Raw genomic sequence first — 19,566 nt, forward strand, 5'->3', positions numbered from 1 at the left:
TTTATGTAAAAATACTACATATTGCGCGCTTGAGAACAACAGTTAGCGATAAATGGTAAGAAAAATGGTTAATAAAACAGCGGGGTGGTGGACGTCTTGAACGGCTGACTAAACAGCAAAAGGGCGAGATTGCCTCGCCCTTAGTGTGCCGCTTTTAGCTGGCAACGGCTACTTGGGCAGCGCCGCGTTTGATAAACGCGTAGCCCAGGCCGGTGATCAATGAGCCCACCACAATCGCGCCCAGGTAAAGCAGAGCGGGAGTAATGGCGTTAGGAATCAGCAGCACGAAGATACCGCCATGGGGGGCCATCAGCTTGGCACCCACCAGCATAGAAAGCGCACCCGTGACCGCGCCACCGGCGATACAGGCGGGAATCACACGCAGCGGGTCTTTCGCCGCAAAGGGAATCGCGCCTTCACTGATAAAGCACAGGCCCAGCACGAACGAGGCTTTACCCGCTTCCCGCTCGGGGGCAGAGAACTTGTTACGCGCCACGAAGCTGGCAATACCCATACCAATCGCGGGCACCATGCCGGCGGCCATGATCGCGGCCATTGGGCCGTAGGTTTCAGAGGCCAACAAGCCGACGCCAAAGGTGTAGGCCGCTTTGTTGACCGGGCCACCCAGGTCAAAGCACATCATGGCTCCGAGCAGAATGCCCAGCAGCACGGCATTGGTCGAGCCCATGGACTCCAAGAAGCTGGTGAGCGCGCTCAGCACGGCAGCCACTGGCTCGCCAATCACGTAGATCATCGTCAGGCCGGTGACCAAGCTGGCAATCAGCGGGATGATCAGAATCGGTTTGAGCGATTCAACGCTGGAGGGCAGTTTTACGTAGCGCGTGACGGCGAGGGCCACGTAGCCCGCCAGGAAACCGGCCAGAATACCGCCGATAAACCCGGAGCCAATCTCGGCGGCCAACATACCGCCAATCATGCCGGGGGCAATACCGGGGCGGTCGGCGATGGAGTAGGCGATGTAGCCCGCCAGAACGGGAATCATCAGCGCGAAGGCCGTACCGCCACCAATCTGCATTAGCGCAGCGGCCAGGGTGCCCTCTTCCTTGAACGCTTCGATACCAAACACGAACGAGAGGGCTATTAACAAGCCACCCGCCACCACCATGGGCAGCATAAAGGAAACACCGGTCAGCAGGTGTTTGTAGACGCCTTTCTCTTTGATGCTCTTTTTGGCGGTGGCGCTGCTGCTGGCGGCGCTGGAGCCGTCTTCCACAGCGGCATCGGTAAAGGCAGCCTCCAGCGTCGGGCGCGGCTTTTTCAGCGCGTTGCCGGTAGAGGTGCGGTAAATCCGCTTGCCCGCAAAGCGCGATGGGTCCACTTCGATATCGCAGGCCAATACGACCACGTCAGCGTCGGCGATTTCCGCTTCCGTGAGTTTGTTTTGCGCGCCCACCGAGCCTTGGGTTTCCACACGAATCTGGTGACCCATGGCCTTACCCGCTTCGGCTAGCGCTTCGGCGGCCATAAAGGTGTGGGCAACACCGGTGGGGCAGGCGGTGACGGCAACGATTTTTTTGCCATTCGCGCTGCTGGCCGGGGCAGCCGCTGTGGCTGCCGGGGCACTGTAAATCGGTGCTTCCCGCTTGGCCTGGCTTAAAAAGGCGCTGGGGTCGGGCAGGGCGCTGGCAATAGGAGCCTGGAATAGCCGCTTGCCTTCGAACCGCTCCGGGGCGGGCACGTGGTCGGCAGCCACGACGATCAAATCGGCGTTAGCAATCTGCTCGGCGCTGGCGGCTTGCAGTGGCGCAATCTCGCCGTGCATCTCTACATGAACGTTCCAGCCCAGCCGCGTGGCGGCTTGCTCTAGGCGCTTGGCGGCCAGAAAAGTGGTCGCCATGCCGCTGGGGCAGGCGGTAATCAGGATTAGGTTCATCGCGTGGCTCCCTCGGTGTGGGTGTCGTCAAGACGCCGTACCCGGGTCTGTTGTTGGAGTGAGTCAAAATCATCGGCGTGGGAAGTGCCCACACCAACGTGGCGTACCGCTTCGGCAGAAAGCGCCGTGGCGAAACGAAGCGTATCGTCGGGCGAGTGCTGGCTCAGCAGCCCGTGGAGCATGCCGGCCACAAAGGTGTCGCCTGCGCAAACGGTATTGGTGGCGGTGACGGTGGGTGGCGTGGATTGCCAAGTGCCGTGCTGGCTCACCCATAGAACGCCTTCGGCACCTGCTGAAATCAGCGCGTGTTCGATGCCGCTGGCGTGCAGCCGCTCGGCGGCAGATTGGCGCTGTTGGTCAGAATCAAGCGCGCTACCCGCCCAGTCGGCCAGCTCGGTTTCGTTGGGTTTTACGGCGGCAGGCTGCGCGGCAATGGCCGTGAGCAGCGCCGGGCCGCTGGTATCCACCCACAGCGGCACCCCGAAACCTTTCAGGAAGGCAAGCAGCTCGCCAAACGTGGGCTGGTCGATGCCGGGAGGCAGGCTGCCCGCAACCACCACGGCTTGAGGCGGCGCGCTACTTTCAAACAGGCCGTTTAGTTTGGTGCGTAAAGCCTCCAGATGGGCGGCTTCGATGGGCATGCCGGGGCCGTTGATATCGGTCACGCGGCCGCTCTGCTCGGCCAGTTTGGCGTTGATGCGCGTGTTGCCCGGCACCCGCACGAAGGCATCTTTCACGCCGTAACGGGGGAAAGCGAGGCTGAAGGGCGCGTCGTTCTCTTCGCCCAAAAAGCCGCTCACGATGACCTCGTGACCCAGGCTGGCCAATACCCGCGCGACGTTCACCCCTTTACCTGCCGCTTCTAGCTGCGCGCTAGTGGGGCGGTTGACGTGCCCCAGTATCAGCGCATCTAGGTTGAAGGCAAGGTCCAGCGCTGGGTTGAGCGTAATACAGACAACTCTTGCCATTAGCTGGCCTCCAGGGCGTCGCGGACTTCATCGCTAGTGGCTTTGCTCAGCGCTAACTGGGCGCTGGCCTGGGCTTGGGCAAGATCAAACTCGCGCAGGCGGGCTTTGACCAGCGGGATTTGGCGTGCGCTCACCGATAGTTCATCAACACCCAAGCCCACCAGAACCGGCACGGCCATGGCATCAGAAGCCAGCTCGCCGCAAACACCGACCCATTTGCCGTGAGCGTGGGCGGCTTCGACGGTCATTTGGATCAACCGCAGTACCGCTGGGTGCAGGCCATCGGCTTGAGCGGATAGCTCTGGGTGGCCGCGATCAATCGCGAGGGTGTACTGGGTTAAATCGTTGGTGCCCACTGAGAAGAAGTCGACCTCGGCGGCCAACGTGGGTGCTAACAAGGCGCTGGAAGGCACCTCAATCATCACGCCAAGCTGTACGTCGGTGGCGCGCTGCTGCGGGGAGATCTCGTTGAGCAGGCGGTCGTAAATGGCTTTGGCGGTGCGGAACTCGGCCACGTCTTTGACCATCGGCAGCATGATGCGTAACGGTTTGCCAACGGCGGCCATTAGCAGCGAGCGAATCTGGGTTTCCAGCACGTCCGGTTGGGTCAGCGCTAAGCGAATACCGCGCAGGCCGAGGAAGGGGTTGTCCTCCTGGGGTACTGGCCAGTAGGGCAGCGGCTTGTCGCCGCCGACGTCCAGGGTGCGGGCAACGAGCGGGCGGCCATTAAGCGCATCGGTGGCTTCACGGTATTCAGCGATTTGTGTAGCGAGATCGGGAGCGCTGGAGTAGGCCATGAACAGGAACTCGGTGCGAAGCAGGCCGACCCCTTCCGCGCCGCGCTCTACCGCATCGGCGGCGTGAGCGGTATTGCCCAGGTTGGCGGCAACCTCAACCCGGTGGCCGTCGCGGGTTTGCGCCTGCTCGAAACGCAACTCCCAGGCGTCCGCTTCACGCTGCTGCTGGTCAAGTAGCTGCTGCTCGGCGCGGCGCAGGCGCTCCTCGGAAGGCTGCGAAGTCACGCGGCCGCGCTCGCCATCCAGAATCATCATGCTGCCGTTATGTAGTGCCATGACCGCTTCACCGGCGCCGACCACGGCAGGAATGCCCAGCGCGCGGGCTAAAATAGCGCTGTGCGCCGTGGCACCGCCGCGAACGGTCAGCAGGCCGCGCACGCGGGAGGTGTCCAAGCGGGCCACATCGGAGGGGCCGATATCGTCCATCACCAAAATATAGGGATGGTCGGGTGGCTCGGGCAGGGTAACGTCGCAAAGCACGCCGAGCACGCGGCGGCCGACATCGCGCAGGTCGGCGGCGCGTTCGGCCAGCAGCCGGTCGGCCAGCATCTCTTGGGCGTGGGCGGCGGTGTCGATAGCTTCCCACCAGCCCGCTTCCGCCGAGCGGCCTTCGCGGATGGCGTCAATCGCCGCTTGGTGCAGTTCGGGGTCGTCGAGCATCTCTTCGTGCATGGAGAGAATGTCGGCCACTTCGCCGCCGGGCGCTTTATGTACCAGCGCCTGCAGCTGGGCGGCGCCCTCTTTCAGAGCCGCTTCCAAGCGAGCGATCTCTTCGTCGGGCTGGCTGGCGTACTCTGGGTAGTCGAACTGCATCGGACGAATGACGAACACCGGCGCAATCGCTAAACCAGGCGAAGCGGCCACGCCGGTATGTGGCGTGTCAGCGGCCAGCGGCTCAACGGCGGGCTTGCTGGCGCTAGTGGCTGGGCCGAGTTCGCGGCCACCGTCAAACGGGGTCACCTTTTCACCCAGGCCATTCTCAACGGCGGCGGCAACCGCATCCAGCGCAGCGCTTGCCTGTTCGCCCTCGGCAGAGAAAATCAGCCATTGGCCACGGCGCGCACCCAGGCCAATCACTTTGGTTAAGCTCGCCGCAGATACCGTGGTGGCGCTGCCTTCTTCAAGGCGCACGTTGATGGGCATTGGCTGGGCGCGGGCGATCTGTACCAGCTGCTTGGCTGGGCGGGCGTGCAGGCCGTGGGGGTTCAGAACCCGCACGCGGCGGGTTTGGGTGCTGGCGGTTTCGCCTGCCAGCGCTGCCAGCAGCTGAGCGCTGTTTTTGCCCACGAAGCTGTCGCTTTCGCCGTTTTCCAGTACCGCTATGAGCTGTTCAAGCAGCGGCCGGTGGGCATCGCCGCTGGCGGCCAGGCAGAACAGTGCATGAACCGGATGGCCGCCGTGCTCGATGGTGCTATCGGCGGGGGTCGCCACGCCTAGTGCGGGCTGGCTCACTCCTTGGGCGTGGCTTGAAAGCCATAAGCCTTTGCCCAACCACTGGGGCTGGGCGCTCGCCACGGCACTAATAAAACCGTTATCCACACAGCCGCTTTGGCGTAGCCGCGCTGCGGCGGCCAGAGCCAGCTCCTGCGGGTCGCGGGCGGGGAAGTTAACACATAGCGTATCGGCATCCAGACGCGGAGCTAGTGAAGGCTTCGACAGTAGCCGTGCGACATCGGCGGCGGAGCTGGCGCGGGCCAGTTCATTAGCCACCCCGTCGCGGTCGAGTACGTGGGTAAGCTGGCGCAGAATATCCAAGTGTTCGTCGTTTTGTGCCGCAATGGTGACCAGCACATGAACGGTGTTGCCGTCGTGCCACTGAACCCCCTCAGGGAACTGCAGCACCCGCACGCCGGTGCGCTTAACGTGATGGCGGCTTTCCGGGGTGCCGTGGGGAATCGCAATCGCGTTGCCTAGGTACGTCGAGGACTGTGCTTCGCGAGCGTGGAGGCCATCGCGGTACTCGGCCGCAACCAAGCCAGCCTCTGCCAGGGCGTTGGCGGCGCTGTCGAGCGCAGCTTGCCAGTTGTCCGCGTGGCGGTCGAGCAAGATGTCATCGGGGCCGAGTGTCAACATAGGGGTCTCCTGTAAACGCGGTCAGGCAACGGCAACGTCTGCGATTGGCGGCGAAAGTGCGCGCATAAAACGTTAGTCGTAGATCGTTGTGGTTAGCTGGATGAATCGTGTCACCTGTGTATAGTTGGCTATGCTGAATCGATTCACTTTTTGACACAAGGGTTGTCTTTTTAGACTTTGGTCTGAAAAGGGTAAAACGGCTGCTAAACTGCCGTCTTCATCTAGGGAGAAACCAGCATGACACTTGCCGATATTGCCCGGCTCGCCGGGGTTTCGCGCACCACGGCAAGCTATGTAATTAACGGCCAAGCCGAGCAGCGGCGCATTAGCCCGGCCACCATCGATAAAGTGATGGCCGTGGTGCGTCAGCACCGTTATCACATTGACCCTCAAGCGGCTGCACTGCGCCGTGGCGCTAGCCGTTTAATCGGTTTGATCGTGCCGGATTTAGAAAATATCAGCTATGCACGTTTAGCTAAGCGTTTGGAGCGCGGTGCCCGCGAGCGCGGCTATCAGCTGTTAGTGGCAAGTTCGGACGACTGCGCAGATAGTGAGCGCACGCTGGCCTTAGCGCTGCGCGCCCAGCGCTGCGAGGTGCTGATCACCGCCAGCTGCCTGCCGGAAAACGATACTTTCTACGTTGATTTGGCAAACGAAGGGTGGAGCGTCGTGGGTATGGACCGCGGCCTGACGCCGGAGCGCTTTGCTAGCGTGGTGAGCAATGATCGAGAGGCGGCCTACGCGCTGACGTGCTCGGTGATGGATAGCTCAACGCGACGCATCGCGTGGTTGGATGCCATGCCTGAACTCTCGGTTAGCCGAGAGCGCCGTGGGGGATTTTTTGCCGCGTTGGAAGGGAAGGGGATTGAGGCGGTGACGTTCAGCGGCGAACGCTACGAGCGGGATGTGGGCGTTGAACTTGCACGGCAGCTTTTTGCCGCTGGTAATGTGGATGCGCTGGTAACGGCCTCCTACGCGCTGATGGAAGGGGTGTTTGATGAGCTGCTTGCCCAGGGTGGGCTGCCGGAGACGCTGCGGTTAGCTACCTTTGGCGACCACCGCTTGCTGGATTTTCTTCCCCAGCCGGTGAATTCTGCGCTGCAGGATTACGATCGCATCGCGGAGCTGACGCTGCAGTGCGCGCTGGGCGCGATGAATGGCAGCTACCAGTGTGGGCAGCAGGTGGTGGCTCGCCACCTGCGTACCCGCTAAACGTAATGCGCCCCGGCCTACACCGTGCGCGCCTGTGCCCAGGCGTTCGCGTCTGGGATAGACATATCGTAGCGTTCGCTAAGATACGGCGAGGAGAGCAGAAAGTCGGCGCTAGCCGCATTACACGCCACCGGCACGTTCCAAAGCGCGGCAAGGCGCAGCAGTGCTTTCACATCCGGGTCGTGGGGCTGCGGGGCAAAGGGGTCCCAGAAGAAGATCAGCACGTCGAGCTGCTGCTCGGCAATTCGCGCCCCAATTTGTTGGTCGCCGCCCAGTGGCCCGCTCATTAAGACTTCTACCTCTAGCCCTAGGGCGGTTTTCAGCCGCCCTGCGGTGGTTCCCGTGCCAATCAGCGTGTGCTGGCTCAATGTATCCTGCCAGCGTGTTGCCCACTCCAGCATTTCAACTTTTTTGCCATCGTGGGCAATCAGCGCGATGCGCTTGCGGGCTTGCAACGTACGCACGGCTTGGTGGGGTGGGCGGGCATCGTTCATGGCATGGCTCTCCTGGTCATTACGCTTGTTATTGGTAGTGCAGAGGCGGTTATTTACTCGGCGTCAACGGCCAGTACTTTCATGGTGTTGGTGCCGCCGTGAGCGTTCATATGGTCGCCACGGGTAAGAATGACATGCTCGCCTGGGCGTGCCAATCCGTGCTCCTTCAGCAATTTGATGGCCTCTTTATTCACCTCGGTGGCATCCATGTGGGTGGTGTCAAACGGGATGGAAACCACGCCGCGATAGAGGGCCATACGGCGCTGAGCAATTGGGCTGTGGGCCAGGCCGACAATCGGCAAGCCAGAGCGGATGCGCGAGGCAATCAGCGGCGTGTAGCCGGTGGAGGTCATGCAGGCAATGGCGCGCACGCCGGTCAGGTGGTTGGCGGCATACATGGCAGAAAGCGCGATGGTTTCGTCAATCCGCTCGAATCCTTCATGGATGCGGTGGCCGGAAGCCTGGGCAACACGTTCGCGCTCGGCGCCCAGGCAAACACGGTCCATGGCTTCAACGGTTTCCACCGGATAATCGCCAGCCGCCGTTTCCGCCGAGAGCATCACCGCATCGGTAGCGTCGAGCACGGCGTTGGCCACGTCGAATACTTCGGCGCGGGTCGGCAGCGGCGACTCGATCATCGACTCCATCATCTGCGTGGCGGTAATTACCGCGCGATTCAGTGTGCGGGCATGTTTGATAATGCGCTTTTGCGTGCCGATCAGCGCCTCATCGCCAATCTCTACGCCCAAATCGCCACGGGCAACCATCACCGCTTCTGAAGCCTCGATAATCGCGTCCAGGGTTTCATCGTTGGCGACGGCTTCAGCGCGCTCTAGTTTAGCCACCAGGCCGATCTCTTTACCCTCTTCGCCCAGCAGAGCACGGGCTTCCTGCATATCGGCGGCGCTGCGCGGGAACGAGACGGCGAGGTAGTCCACGCCGATATCGATGGCGGTTTTGAGATCTTCTTTATCCTTGTCGGTCAGCGCCGGGGCGGAAAGACCGCCGCCTTGCTTGTTGATACCCTTATTGTTGGAAAGCTTGCCGCCCACGTGAACTTGAGTGTGGACTTCCTGCCCAACAATAGAGGTGACATCTAGCACCACGCGGCCATCATCCAGCAGTAAACGGTCGCCAGGGGCGACGTCATCAATCAGCGCTTTGTAGTCGCAGCCTACGCGCTCTACGGTGCCGCTGTTAGCGTCTAACGCCATATCCAGCACGAAGGGTTGACCAACCTCTAGGTGAACGGCGCCTTCTGCAAAGCGTGAAATGCGAATTTTCGGGCCTTGCAGATCACCAAGTGCAGCCACGCTGCGGCCTAGACGCTGGGCTATCTCGCGGACAGCGGTGAGGCGGCGGCGGTGGTCATCGGCAGAGCCGTGGGAGAAGTTCAGGCGCACCACATCAACGCCCGCTTTTAGCATGGCTTCCAATACCCCGGGGCGGTCACTGGCTGGGCCAAGCGTGGCGACGATTTTGGTACGGCGAAGGGGGGTAGAGGATGTTGCGCGTGTCATAGTGATACTCCTGATGAGCAGCGTTGGCTGAACATAGCCCGCAAAAAGGGCTGATGAAACGTTGATTAAGTATTGGACTACGATAGCCTTTATATAGTAATTTTACTACATATTGGATAGTTATTAGCCTTTAGGGGCGGTTATGGCAGGTTTTAATCGGCCTATAGGTGACTAAATACGTATTTTTAGTAATTTTTTTACTGGATACGCCATCTACGACCACTGCTTGATTGAGGTGCCACCATGACAATAAGAGTTGCCATTAACGGATTTGGACGGATTGGCCGTAACGTACTGCGTGCGCTGTACGAGAACGGCTACCGTGATCGCGTTCAGGTAGTTGCGATTAACGATCTGGGCGACCCTTCCCTAAACTCCCATCTGCTGCGCCACGATACCGTTCACGGCCACTTCCCGTTTGCGGTTGAGCATGACGCCGAGAGCATCAGCGTGGATGGGGATCGTATTGCGATCTCGTCCGAGCGCGATCCGGCCAACCTGCCTTGGGCCTCTATGAACATTGATTTGGTCATGGAGTGTACCGGCTTGTTTACCAAGCGTGAGGCAGCGGCCAAGCATATTGCGGCGGGCGCTAAGCGCGTGCTGATCTCTGCGCCCAGCCCGGACGCGGACGCTACCATTGTGTACGGTGTGAATGACGATATCTTGACCGCCGAGCATAAAGTGGTATCGAACGCCTCTTGCACCACCAACTGTTTAGCCCCGGTCGCTAAAGCGCTCAACGATGCGGTAGGGATTGAAAACGGTTTAATGACCACCGTTCATGCCTACACCAACGACCAGAACCTGTCGGATGTTTACCACTCCGACCCGTACCGCGCGCGTAGCGCCACCCACTCCATGATTCCGACCAAAACCGGCGCTGCTGCAGCGGTAGGCCTGGTATTGCCGGAACTGGCGGGCAAGTTCGACGGTTTGGCGGTGCGCGTGCCGGTCATCAACGTGTCGCTGGTGGACCTGACCTTCACCGCTGGCCGCGATACCACCAAAGAAGAGATCAACGCGATTGTTGAGAAAGCCGCCGCCAGTTCTCCGGTATTGGCCGTTAACGCCCAGCCGTTGGTCTCTATCGATTTCAACCACGACGCGCACTCCTCCACTTTTGACGCGAACCACACCCGCGTAAATGGTCGTCTGGTGAAAATCATGGCGTGGTACGACAACGAGTGGGGCTTCTCCAACCGCATGTTGGATACCGCCATCGCCATGCAGAAAGCCGCCAAGTAATCGTTAAGGGCAGGTGTCGCCCAGCAGCAGCTCGGTTTTGAGCAGCTGCTGGGTTTTTGGCATTCGCCCTAAAATCATTTTTGCTGCCATGCGCCCTTTGCCTGTACTGTCCTGGCGTACGGTGGTTAGGCGTGGCGCGCGATACTGCCCTTCCGCAATGCCGTCAAAGCCGGTAATTCTTAACTCTCCTGGTACATGGATGCCCCGCTGTTCGGCCAGGGTGAGCGCGGTCAGCGCAATCCGGTCCGACATGCATAGCAGCAGGTCAGGGCGCTGCTCGGCGGGTAGGTCGATGATGTCGGTGATCACCGGCGAGCACACTTCAAACACATTCTCTTCAATATTCCACAGTGGCACTTGTTCAGTGTCGAAGCCATGCTCTGCCAGCGCTGCGTGAAAACCGGCCAAGCGGGCGCGGCTGATGGTGCTGCTATCCGGTAGCAGGGTATGCGCCTTGGTGACCCGGCCATTGCAGTGCTCTTTGGTCAAGCGCAGGTTGATAATGGCTGGGCGCTTGGGGCGTTGCTTCAGGGCATGCATCGCCATGCTGTAGCTGGCGTCGCGGTCGTCGATATGGACGGTGGGGCAGCCGTCGATATCGAAATCCACCGACACCAGCGGGCGCTGGCGAGGTAGCTCATTGAGCAGCTGATTGTTGGGCATCAGCCCGTAGACAATAAAGCCATCGGCAATATTGGCCGAGCCAGGCGGCTGCGAAGCGTGGCCCCGGCCCGGTAGCAACAGCATGGTGTGGCCGTGGGCATCCAATACTTCCGCCACGCCGGAAAGAAACTCGCTAGCAACGGCATCGTTCAAGCTGTAGGTGAGGCTTTCGGCCAGTATCACTGCCACGATGCTGGAGCGCCCGGTGCGTAGGCTGCGGGCTTTAGCGTCAGGCCCGTTGTAACCCAGCCGTTTGGCTTCCTTGAGAATACGGTCCCGTAGCAAAGGGGAGAGCTGGTCGGGTCGGTTAAAGGCGTTGGAAATCGTCGCGGTTGAGACGCCGAGTTCGAGCGCAAGGTCCTTTAAGGTCATTCGGCGAGGGGCGGTCACGGTGCTTCCTAAACAGGTGAAGAACGTTAGCGGAGAGGGTGCATGCCTGACACATTTATAGCGCAGGCTAATTATTTGATTGTCGCGCACAGAATAACGGCCTTGATGGTGTGACGACTACCCTCTTTAGGAAGACGTTTCACTCAGCCAAGGCCGTGATGGGGCTGTCTAGCAGTATTTAAGCTGCTGTGCGTGTAGCAGAGAGCGTTAACGCAGCACCGCTTTCGTCGAACAGGTGTACATGCTCGGTATCCGGTACCAGTGATACCTGCTGGCCCTCTTGCCACTGGCTGGGCGCTTCGCTGCGGTGGATCAGCAGGGTAGTGCCCTCTTTCGGCTCCAGATACACGTAGACTTCGTTACCCAGGTACTCAACGTTGACGATATCAAAGCAGTTATCGCCTTGGGGCGCTTCCAGGCGCAGGTGCTCGGGGCGCACACCGAGTGTGAGCGAGGTGCCTTTCGAGTAAGCGTCGCCGGCTTGGGGTAATGATACTTCTCCCACACCCGCCGCTTTCACTCGGCAGCCGTCGGCGGTGCCGCTCAGTAGCTCGGCGGGCATAAAGTTCATGGTGGGCGAGCCAATAAAGCCGGCGACGAACTTGGTGGCCGGGCGCTGGTAAAGCTCGTGGGGGCTGCCCACTTGCTCCACATGGCCGCGGTTGAGCACCACGATTTTATCCGCCAGGGTCATGGCTTCCACCTGATCATGGGTGACGTAGATCATGGTAGAGCCTAGACGGTTGTGCAGGCGGGCGATTTCGTTACGCATCTGCACCCGCAGCGAGGCATCCAGGTTGGAGAGCGGCTCGTCAAACAGCAGGATGCGCGGCTCCCGCGCCATGGCACGGCCCATCGCCACCCGCTGACGCTGGCCGCCGGAAAGTGCTTTGGGCTTGCGGTGTAGAAGCTCTTCCAGCTGCAGAATTTTGGCCGTGCTCATCACCCGCTCATGAACGGTCTCTTTGGCGGTGTTGGCCAGTTTCAGGCCGAACGCCATGTTGTCGTAGACGGTCATGTGCGGGTAAAGCGCGTAGGATTGAAACACCATGCCTACGCCGCGCTCCCGAGGCGGCAGGTCGTTCACCACGGTACCGCCAATGTTCAGGTCGCCATCGGTGATCGATTCAAGACCGGCGATTAAGCGCAGCAGCGTGGATTTACCGCAGCCGGAGGGGCCAACAAATACGACAAATTCACCGTCGCCAATGGAAAGATCAACGTCTTTGATGATGTGATCGCGGCCAAATACTTTATTGACCTTTTCAAGCGTAACACTTGCCATGGTAACTCCTTGCCGACCTCGACCAGGGCGGGTCGGCTATCGTTATTAACTGTTATAGGCGGCGTTTAGGCGACCTGCATAAAGGCGGCTTGATACGCAGGCAGGGTGAGCGTGCTGCCGTTTCGCGTGGCGGTGAAGTTGGCGACCGACAGGTCGCAGGCAACGTCCACGGGCAGGGTGGTTTGCTGCTCTTGCCCGGTTAGGTTGAAGACGCACAGAAGGGTCTCGTCGCCTTTTTGACGGGTGAAGCCAAGTAGCTCCTCGCCTACTTCTACCAGTGCCAAGTCGCCATCAAACAGCGCTGGGTGGCTGCGGCGGAACGCTAGCAGGGCGCGCACGCTGTTGAGCGTGGCGTTGGGGTCATCCTGCTGGCGGCTCACCGCCAGATCCAGGTGGCGGGCTTCCATCGGCAGCCACGGCTCTACTGGAGAGAAGCCGCCCTGTTCGCCGTCGGTCCACGGCATGGGCGTGCGGCAGCCATCGCGGCCTTTGAATTCGGGCCACAGCACCTTGCCGTAGGGGTCTTGAATGCGCTCGAAGGGCACGTCCGCTTCCGGCAGGCCCAGCTCTTCACCTTGGTACAGACACACGCTGCCGCGTAGCGAGAACAGCATCGCCAGCATGACTTTCGGGTAGGCGTTGGGGTCTTCGTCAGCGCCCCAGCGGGTCGCACTGCGTACCACATCGTGGTTGGAGGTTGCCCAGCAAGGCCAGGCGTCGCCCGCCAAGCGCTGGAAACGCTCGATCACTTCCCGCAGGTAGCTGGCGGAGTGGGGCATGTTGAGCAGGTCGAAGGTGTACGCCATGTGCAGCTTATCGCCACCGGCGGTGTACTCAGCCATGCGCTCCAGCGGGTTGTCGTCGCCAATTTCTCCCACGGTGGTGGTGCCGGGGTACTCATCCATCAGCGCGCGGAGGTCTTTTAGGAAGTCCAGGTTTTCCGGGCGGCTAAGATCGTAAACGTGACGCTGCCAGGTGTAGGGGTTCGCTTCCGGTGCACCCAGGGTTTTGGCTTCGCCTTTCGGTACCGGTGGGTTGTCCCGCAGCTCGGCATCGTGGAAGTAGAAGTTGACCGTATCCAAACGGAAGCCGTCGACGCCCAAATCCAGCCAGAAACGCATGTTGTCGAGCTGCGCTTGGCGCGCTTCGGGGTTATGGAAGTTCACGTCCGGCTGGCTGGTCAGGAAGTTGTGCAGATAGTACTGCTGGCGGCGGGAGTCGAAGGTCCACGCCGAGCCGCCAAAAATCGACAGCCAGTTGTTGGGCGGCGTGCCGTCGGGTTTCGGGTCGGCCCACACAAACCAGTCGGCTTTCGGGTTGGTGCGGTCCTGGCGGCTCTCCTGGAACCACGGGTGCTGATCGGAGGTGTGGCTAATCACCTGGTCAATCATTACCTTCAAGCCCAGCGAATGGGCTTTTTCCAGCAGCGCCTTGAAATCCTCCAGCGTGCCGAACATCGGGTCTACGTCGCGGTAGTCGCTCACGTCGTAGCCAAAGTCGAGCATCGGCGAGGTAAAGAAGGGCGATAGCCAAATACCATCGACGTTAAGCGACGCCACGTAATCCAGTTTTTCGGTGATACCGTTTAGGTCGCCCACGCCGTCGCCACGGCTATCTAAAAAGCTGCGCGGGTAAATTTGATAGATCACACCGCCGCGCCACCACATCATGTTGTCTTGCATTACTTAGTTCCTTAAAAACGGTTGCTGAGGTTTATCAGCGAATTCATAGAGGCGTTATTGCGCAGGGGCTTAGCCCTTCACGGCACCCGCCGTTAGGCCGGAAACAATGCGGCGCTGGAAAATAATGACCAAAATCACCAGCGGCACGGTTACCACAACGGAGGCGGCCATAATCGGCCCCCAGGGCAGTTCGTAAGCGCTGCCGCCGGACAGTAGCGCGATAGCTACCGGCACCGTGCGCTGGTCATCGGTGAGGGTAAATGTCAGGGCGAACAGGAATTCGTTCCAGGCGGCGATAAACGCCAGCAGCCCGGTGGTGGCCATGGCCGGCCACATCAGCGGCAGAAACACCTTGGTAATGGTGACCCAGGGCGTGGCGCCATCCATGATTGCGGCCTCTTCCAGCTCTATAGGCAGCTGCTTCATAAAGGTGGTCAGCACCCACACCGTGAAGGGCAGCGTGAAGATGGTGTAGCTGAGAATCAGGCCTGCGGGGTTGTTGTAAAGGTTCAGCGCGCGAATCACCTCGAACAGCCCGGACAGCACCGCCACCTGAGGGAACATCGAAACGCCCAGGATAACCAGCAGCACGGTAGAACGGCCGCGAAAGCGTACCCGCCCAAGGGCGTAAGAGGCGGTAATGCCCAGCAACAGGGCGATAAACACCACGCTAAACGCCACAATAATCGAGTTGAAAATCGCTCGCACAAAGCTCGATTGGCTAAAGATTTGTGCGTAGTTATCCAGGTTCCAGGTCGACGGCCATAGCTCCACGCGGAACAGGTCGCTGGAGGGTTTTACTGAGGTGATCACCGCGTAGTAAAACGGGAACACTGCATACACCATAATGACGGCAATCAGTGCCCAAAAACCAACGCGTTTAGCAATTTTGGCGAACTGGCGGCTGTTCATCAGTCACCTCCCAATTGGATCTGTTTGCGGCCGATATAGAGGTAGGCAATGGTGGCCAGCGCGATGATCAGGAACAGCAGCGTAGAGGCCGCACTGCCATAGCCGACATCCTGGAATTCGACGAGCTGCTGGCGCGCATACACCGACATCGACATCGTGCTGGTGGAGTTGGAGGTCAATACATAGATCACGTCGAAGACTCGCAGGGCATCCAGCAGGCGGAAGATGACCGCCACCATCAGCGCCGGGGTGATCAGCGGTAGCGTGACCTTGAAGAACACGCGCACGGGGTGAATGCCATCCACCTCGGCAGCTTCATAGCAATCTTTGGGCAGCATCTGCAGCGCGGCTAATACCAGCAGGGCCACGAAGGGAATGGTCTTCCAAACGTCGACCATAATGACCGCCCACATGGAGTAGGTGGCACTGGCCGTCCAAGCGATGGGATTATCAATAATGCCGATCATCATCAGCAGGTGGTTGATGATGCCGAACTGGTCATTCAGCATCCATGCCCACATCTGGGCCGAGACAATGGTGGGAATGGCCCAAGGAATAAGGACTGCCGCACGAACAATCACGCGGCCTTTGAATTCTGCGTTCAAAATCAGCGCCACGATGACGCCAAACACTACTTCCAGCGAAACGGAAACGACTGAGAAGTAGACCGTGTTCCACACGGACTGCCACCATACCGGGTCGGCTAGCACGCCATACCAGCGGCCATTGTCGTAAACCAAGTAGTTTTCAAAGCCAATCAGGTTTGCGGCGCCTAAATCGGACAGCGACGCATCGGTAAAGCTGAGAAAGAAGGTGCGCAGTAACGGCCAGCCCGCCACCAGCGTTAAGGCAATTAGCATCGGTGCTAAAAACAGCCACGCCGCCTTTACCCGCTGGCGGCGTACCTTGGTGCCACGCTGCCGACGCGCGGGCGTGGCAGAACGCGCCCCGAGGGGCGCGTCTTGGTGAGAGTGGTGAGAAGAGCTCGACATAGGTGTCTCCGCGATTACCAGTTACGACGCTTCAGGCGTAGCAGTTCGCCTTCAAGGTCAGCGACGGCTTGAGCGCCATCTTTGGTGCCAGACAGCACGTCATGGGAGGTGCTGAAGAAGGCGTTACTAACTCGGCCGTAGGCATCGCCCGTGGGGGCAGAGGGGCGGGCAACCGCATTCGTGAAGGTGTCGTAAAGCGTACCGAAGAAGGGCACGGCATCCAGCACTTCCTGGTCCTGGTACAGTGCTGCAATAGTCGGGTTGTAAGAGGCTTGTATTGCGCGGCGCTTCTGCTCTTCTTCACTGGTCAGGAAGGCGACCAGGTCGGCGGCCAGCTCTGGATTCTCGCTATAGCGGGACACTGCTAAGTTCCAGCCGCCCAGGCCAGCAGCGCTTTGGCCTTCCTCGCCACCTGCGGGCAGCTGCACGACGCCGACTTTGCCACGCACGTCGCTGTCGTCGCTCTGCGCTAGCGACCAAGCATAGGGCCAGTTGCGCATAAATACGGCGTTACCGCCCTGGAATACGCCTCGCGCTTCCTCTTCGGTGTAGTTCAGAACGCCTTCAGGGGAAATATCGCCAATCCAGGAGGCGGCGAGATCCAGCGCTTGCGCGGCGCGTTCGTTGTTGATGGTTACTTCGCCTTCGTTATCCACCACGGTGCCGCCGCCAAAGCTGGCAACCCACTCAAGGGCGTTGACCGTCAAGCCTTCATAGGCGCGGCCCTGGAACACAAAACCCTGCATGCGGTCGTTGCCCGCTTCGCGCTCGGCGTTTTGAATATCGCGGGCAGTCTCGGTCAGCTCCTGCCAAGTGGTGGGCACCTCGTGGCCGTGCTTCTCCAGCAGGTCTTCGCGGTAGTAGAGCACGCCCGCATCGGTAAACCACGGCATCGCCACTAAGCGGTCGTCGATGGTGTTGTTGGTCACGATGGTGTCAAAGTGGCCTGCAGCGGCGTCTTCGCCCAGCACTTCGCGTAGGTCAAGCAGGTGGTTGGCAAGCAGGCCTGGCCATACCACGTCAATCTGCATCACATCGATGTCGCTGGAGTTGGCAGACAGAATCTGCTGGTAGAGTGACAGGCGCTCAGTGGATGAGTTGGGCGTTGAAACCACATCAACGCTATGGCCGGTTTTCTCTTCCCAGGCGCGCACGCCCTCTTGGCAAAGGGTTAGCTCTGCACCAACCGCGCCACAGGAGATCGTTAATTCAGCCGCCTGGGCAGACCCAGTGGCGCTGGCAATACTGGCCAAAGCAATAGCAGAAGTGAGTAGTGTCTTTTTCATAACGGCGTTCCTCGGCGTTTATTGTTGTGGGGGTTGTGGTAGCAAAGCGCTTGCTGTGCTTTCTTAAACGATTAAGTTCGAGTACGGTGCCAGTTAGCCGTCTGTTGGCATGAAGTTCAATAGCGACTTTTGTCTAATCTGTTTCAATTAAATTTTTCTAAGATAAAAAAACCTTTAGACATTGGTCGATAATTAGCAAAACCTTGTTGGTTTACTAGCTCTTAATCGATTAAGTTCTGTCTGTCACTCTTCCTAAAAGCGAAATGCTGGTTGCTTTGCAACATTGCGGGTTTAGTAAGCGAGTTTAGTAATCTCGTAGAAGTGTTGCCAAGCGAATGGTGGGCACTAAAACGGGTGGCAGTTCTGAAACGCCGGCTTTTAACACCAGCTTTTAACGCCATGGCAGCGATGCACCTAGTTAGAAACAAGTTAGGAACCACATGGTTAGGCGGTTAAAGGCGGGAAGCAGGAACACGGTTCAGACGTTCGGGATAAAAAACAATAGGACTTAACACTAGGGTTTTAAAACAATGCACAAAATGACATTCAAGACACCATTAGCCATTGCCGTTGCTACTGCCAGCCTCGGCCTGTGCGGTGCTGCCAGCGCTGACATGACCTTGGAAGAGCGCTTTGCTGAGCTTGAAGCGCGTATCGCTGCTGCTGAGCAGCGGGCTGAGGCCGCCGAGCGCCGTGCTGAGTTGGCGGAGCAGGCGGGTGGCGCGACTTCCTCCAGTGCTCCAGCGGCTGTTGACATTGAAGAGCGCCTGGCCCGCGTTGAGCGTCAAGCCAGCGGCGAAGAGGGGTTCTCGTTTAACGTTTATGCCCGCTCTGGCCTGCTGATTGGCGAAGATGGCAAAAGCGCCCCAGGCGGCCCCTACCTGACGCCAGCCGGTGGCAACGGCGGCGCGGTGGGGCGTTTGGGTAACGAGCCAGACACTTACTCTGAAGCCATCCTGAACTACCGCATGCAGTTCGATAACGGCGCTAAAGCTCGTTATACCACCATGCTGGCTCATGGCACTAACTCCAGTAACGATTGGGTGGGGGATGATACCAACCTAAACGTGCGTCAGGCTTATGCTGAATTTAGCGACCTGCCTAGCTTCACCGGCGCGTTTGAGAACGCCTCTATTTGGGCCGGTAAGCGCTTTGACCGCAATAACTTCGACATCCACTGGCTCGATAGCGATGTAGTCTTCCTCGCCGGTACCGGTGGCGGTGTATACGATGTACAGCTGGCGGAGAACTGGAAAACCAACTTCTCGCTGTATGGCCGCAGCTTTAGCGAATTTCCGGTCGTCAATCGCGAAAACCCCGGCCTAGACGGTGAAAGTAGCGATACTGATAACTTGATCCTGACCTCCAACAACTACTTCGGTAACTGGCAGGTCATGGTCAACGGCATGTCTGCCGCGGATAACGACGAGCGCGATATTGGCGTGGGCCAAACCGCTGCTGATACCGGCTGGCACACCATGGTGGCCTACCACGGCGACAGCTTCTTCGGCATGGGTGAAGGTAACTTCAAAGCTGCTGTGCTTCACGGCCAAGGCTTGGGTGCCGAAGTGAAGGGGCTCGGTAGCAACGGTGATCTAACCGACGATGCCTCCACGACGCGTCTGGCCGTTTACGGTACAACCTATGTTGCTCCGAAGTGGCGCATCGCCCCCGCCATTCTGGCGGAAACTAGCGACGACCGTTTTGCCAGCGGCGACAGCTACGACTGGGCGACCCTGAACGTTCGCCTGGCTAATGAGATCAACCAGAACTTTGAAATGCAGTACGAAGCCAGCTACCAGTGGATGGATTTCGAACCACAGGGTTACAGCGGCCGCAATGCGGTGGATGGCGACTACATGAAGTTCACCATTGCGCCAACCTTCAAGCCGGAAGTGGGTGGCTTCTGGAAACGTCCTGAAATCCGTCTGTTCACTACCTACAGCGATTGGGATGAGAACCTGAACAGCTACGGTGCCAGCTCTCTGGGCAGCGATGGCTTTACTGGCGGTGAGTTCACCTTCGGCGTACAAACCGAGGTATGGTTCTAAGGGCGAGCCGCTCACTAGCAAGGCTGTTTTTGATACGTCTGTTTCACCAATGCTGATTTGCCCGCGACTTGTCGCGGGCTTTTTATTAGCCGAGGCTTA

General features: G+C 59.4%; 14 protein-coding genes. 3 read left to right on the forward strand and 11 right to left on the reverse strand.

What is annotated here, in order from left to right; all coding sequences use genetic code 11:
* Positions 1-154: 154 nt before the first annotated feature.
* Genes LG300_RS05530 through ptsP form a run of 3 tightly spaced genes read right to left on the reverse strand, consistent with a single transcriptional unit; the run spans position 155 to position 5,732 of the window.
* Positions 155-1,894 carry a PTS fructose-like transporter subunit IIB gene (locus LG300_RS05530; protein WP_404377397.1) on the reverse strand — a complete coding sequence of 580 codons (1,740 nt, stop codon included), beginning with the start codon at positions 1,892-1,894 and terminating at the stop codon, positions 155-157.
* Positions 1,891-2,862 (reverse strand): 1-phosphofructokinase, encoded by a 972-nt coding sequence (gene pfkB, locus LG300_RS05535; RefSeq protein ID WP_404377398.1) that lies wholly within the window; start codon positions 2,860-2,862, stop codon positions 1,891-1,893. The genes LG300_RS05530 and pfkB overlap by 4 nt, the downstream gene beginning before the upstream one ends.
* Entirely contained in the window at positions 2,862-5,732 is a 2,871-nt protein-coding gene (ptsP, locus tag LG300_RS05540) for a phosphoenolpyruvate--protein phosphotransferase (RefSeq protein WP_404377399.1), read from the reverse strand. The genes pfkB and ptsP overlap by 1 nt, the downstream gene beginning before the upstream one ends.
* A gap of 237 nt (positions 5,733-5,969) precedes the next feature.
* Here ptsP and cra point away from each other — a divergent pair, with 237 nt between their 5' ends.
* On the forward strand, positions 5,970-6,944 hold the full coding sequence (gene cra, locus LG300_RS05545; RefSeq protein WP_404377400.1) for a catabolite repressor/activator: 975 nt from the start codon (positions 5,970-5,972) through the stop codon (positions 6,942-6,944).
* Positions 6,945-6,961: 17 nt separating this feature from the next.
* Here cra and LG300_RS05550 read toward each other — a convergent pair whose 3' ends face one another.
* Together LG300_RS05550 and pyk are read right to left on the reverse strand one after the other, a co-directional pair.
* A complete protein-coding gene (locus LG300_RS05550) occupies positions 6,962-7,438 on the reverse strand; it encodes a methylglyoxal synthase (protein ID WP_404377401.1) in 477 nt (158 codons plus the stop codon).
* A 53-nt stretch (positions 7,439-7,491) separates the two neighbouring features.
* A complete protein-coding gene (gene pyk, locus LG300_RS05555) occupies positions 7,492-8,958 on the reverse strand; it encodes a pyruvate kinase (protein ID WP_404377402.1) in 1,467 nt (488 codons plus the stop codon).
* Positions 8,959-9,201: 243 nt separating this feature from the next.
* Here pyk and gap point away from each other — a divergent pair, with 243 nt between their 5' ends.
* Complete coding sequence (gap, locus tag LG300_RS05560; RefSeq protein WP_404377403.1) at positions 9,202-10,206, forward strand: type I glyceraldehyde-3-phosphate dehydrogenase; 1,005 nt, start codon at positions 9,202-9,204, stop codon at positions 10,204-10,206.
* 3 nt (positions 10,207-10,209) lie between these two features.
* On the opposite strand, the gene LG300_RS05565 is transcribed toward gap, so the two are convergent.
* From LG300_RS05565 to LG300_RS05590, 6 genes are all read right to left on the reverse strand, one after another.
* On the reverse strand, positions 10,210-11,241 hold the full coding sequence (locus LG300_RS05565; protein WP_404377993.1) for a LacI family DNA-binding transcriptional regulator: 1,032 nt from the start codon (positions 11,239-11,241) through the stop codon (positions 10,210-10,212).
* Between the two features lie 196 nt (positions 11,242-11,437).
* Positions 11,438-12,544, reverse strand: a complete 1,107-nt coding sequence (locus LG300_RS05570; RefSeq protein ID WP_404377405.1) for an ABC transporter ATP-binding protein — start codon at positions 12,542-12,544, stop codon at positions 11,438-11,440.
* Between the two features lie 65 nt (positions 12,545-12,609).
* Entirely contained in the window at positions 12,610-14,226 is a 1,617-nt protein-coding gene (locus tag LG300_RS05575; protein ID WP_404377406.1) for an alpha-glucosidase family protein, read from the reverse strand.
* Positions 14,227-14,295: 69 nt separating this feature from the next.
* Positions 14,296-15,138: a carbohydrate ABC transporter permease gene (locus tag LG300_RS05580; protein WP_404377407.1), complete on the reverse strand. Its 843-nt coding sequence runs from the start codon at positions 15,136-15,138 to the stop codon at positions 14,296-14,298.
* Positions 15,138-16,130: a carbohydrate ABC transporter permease gene (locus LG300_RS05585; RefSeq protein WP_404377408.1), complete on the reverse strand. Its 993-nt coding sequence runs from the start codon at positions 16,128-16,130 to the stop codon at positions 15,138-15,140. The genes LG300_RS05580 and LG300_RS05585 overlap by 1 nt, the downstream gene beginning before the upstream one ends.
* 14 nt (positions 16,131-16,144) lie before the next feature.
* The gene (locus LG300_RS05590) at positions 16,145-17,416 is read right to left on the reverse strand and encodes an ABC transporter substrate-binding protein (RefSeq protein ID WP_404377409.1); all 1,272 of its coding nucleotides are present in this window, start codon (positions 17,414-17,416) and stop codon (positions 16,145-16,147) included.
* Positions 17,417-17,946: 530 nt separating this feature from the next.
* On the opposite strand from LG300_RS05590, the gene LG300_RS05595 reads away from it, so the two are divergent.
* Positions 17,947-19,467, forward strand: coding sequence for a carbohydrate porin (locus LG300_RS05595; RefSeq protein WP_404377410.1), 1,521 nt, complete (start codon positions 17,947-17,949; stop codon positions 19,465-19,467).
* Positions 19,468-19,566: the final 99 nt, after the last annotated feature.

Origin of the sequence: Vreelandella aquamarina, from assembly GCF_044805175.1 — a bacterium.
In the GTDB taxonomy this organism is placed as follows: Bacteria; Pseudomonadota; Gammaproteobacteria; order Pseudomonadales; family Halomonadaceae; genus Vreelandella; species Vreelandella aquamarina_B.

Coding starts and splice junctions, on each gene's coding strand:
- LG300_RS05530 (WP_404377397.1), bottom strand. CDS start 1,894: ATGAACCTAATCCTGATTACCGCCTGCCCCAGCGGCATGGCGACCACT.
- pfkB (WP_404377398.1), bottom strand. CDS start 2,862: ATGGCAAGAGTTGTCTGTATTACGCTCAACCCAGCGCTGGACCTTGCC.
- ptsP (WP_404377399.1), bottom strand. CDS start 5,732: ATGTTGACACTCGGCCCCGATGACATCTTGCTCGACCGCCACGCGGAC.
- cra (WP_404377400.1), top strand. CDS start 5,970: ATGACACTTGCCGATATTGCCCGGCTCGCCGGGGTTTCGCGCACCACG.
- LG300_RS05550 (WP_404377401.1), bottom strand. CDS start 7,438: ATGAACGATGCCCGCCCACCCCACCAAGCCGTGCGTACGTTGCAAGCC.
- pyk (WP_404377402.1), bottom strand. CDS start 8,958: ATGACACGCGCAACATCCTCTACCCCCCTTCGCCGTACCAAAATCGTC.
- gap (WP_404377403.1), top strand. CDS start 9,202: ATGACAATAAGAGTTGCCATTAACGGATTTGGACGGATTGGCCGTAAC.
- LG300_RS05565 (WP_404377993.1), bottom strand. CDS start 11,241: ATGACCTTAAAGGACCTTGCGCTCGAACTCGGCGTCTCAACCGCGACG.
- LG300_RS05570 (WP_404377405.1), bottom strand. CDS start 12,544: ATGGCAAGTGTTACGCTTGAAAAGGTCAATAAAGTATTTGGCCGCGAT.
- LG300_RS05575 (WP_404377406.1), bottom strand. CDS start 14,226: ATGCAAGACAACATGATGTGGTGGCGCGGCGGTGTGATCTATCAAATT.
- LG300_RS05580 (WP_404377407.1), bottom strand. CDS start 15,138: ATGAACAGCCGCCAGTTCGCCAAAATTGCTAAACGCGTTGGTTTTTGG.
- LG300_RS05585 (WP_404377408.1), bottom strand. CDS start 16,130: ATGTCGAGCTCTTCTCACCACTCTCACCAAGACGCGCCCCTCGGGGCG.
- LG300_RS05590 (WP_404377409.1), bottom strand. CDS start 17,416: ATGAAAAAGACACTACTCACTTCTGCTATTGCTTTGGCCAGTATTGCC.
- LG300_RS05595 (WP_404377410.1), top strand. CDS start 17,947: ATGCACAAAATGACATTCAAGACACCATTAGCCATTGCCGTTGCTACT.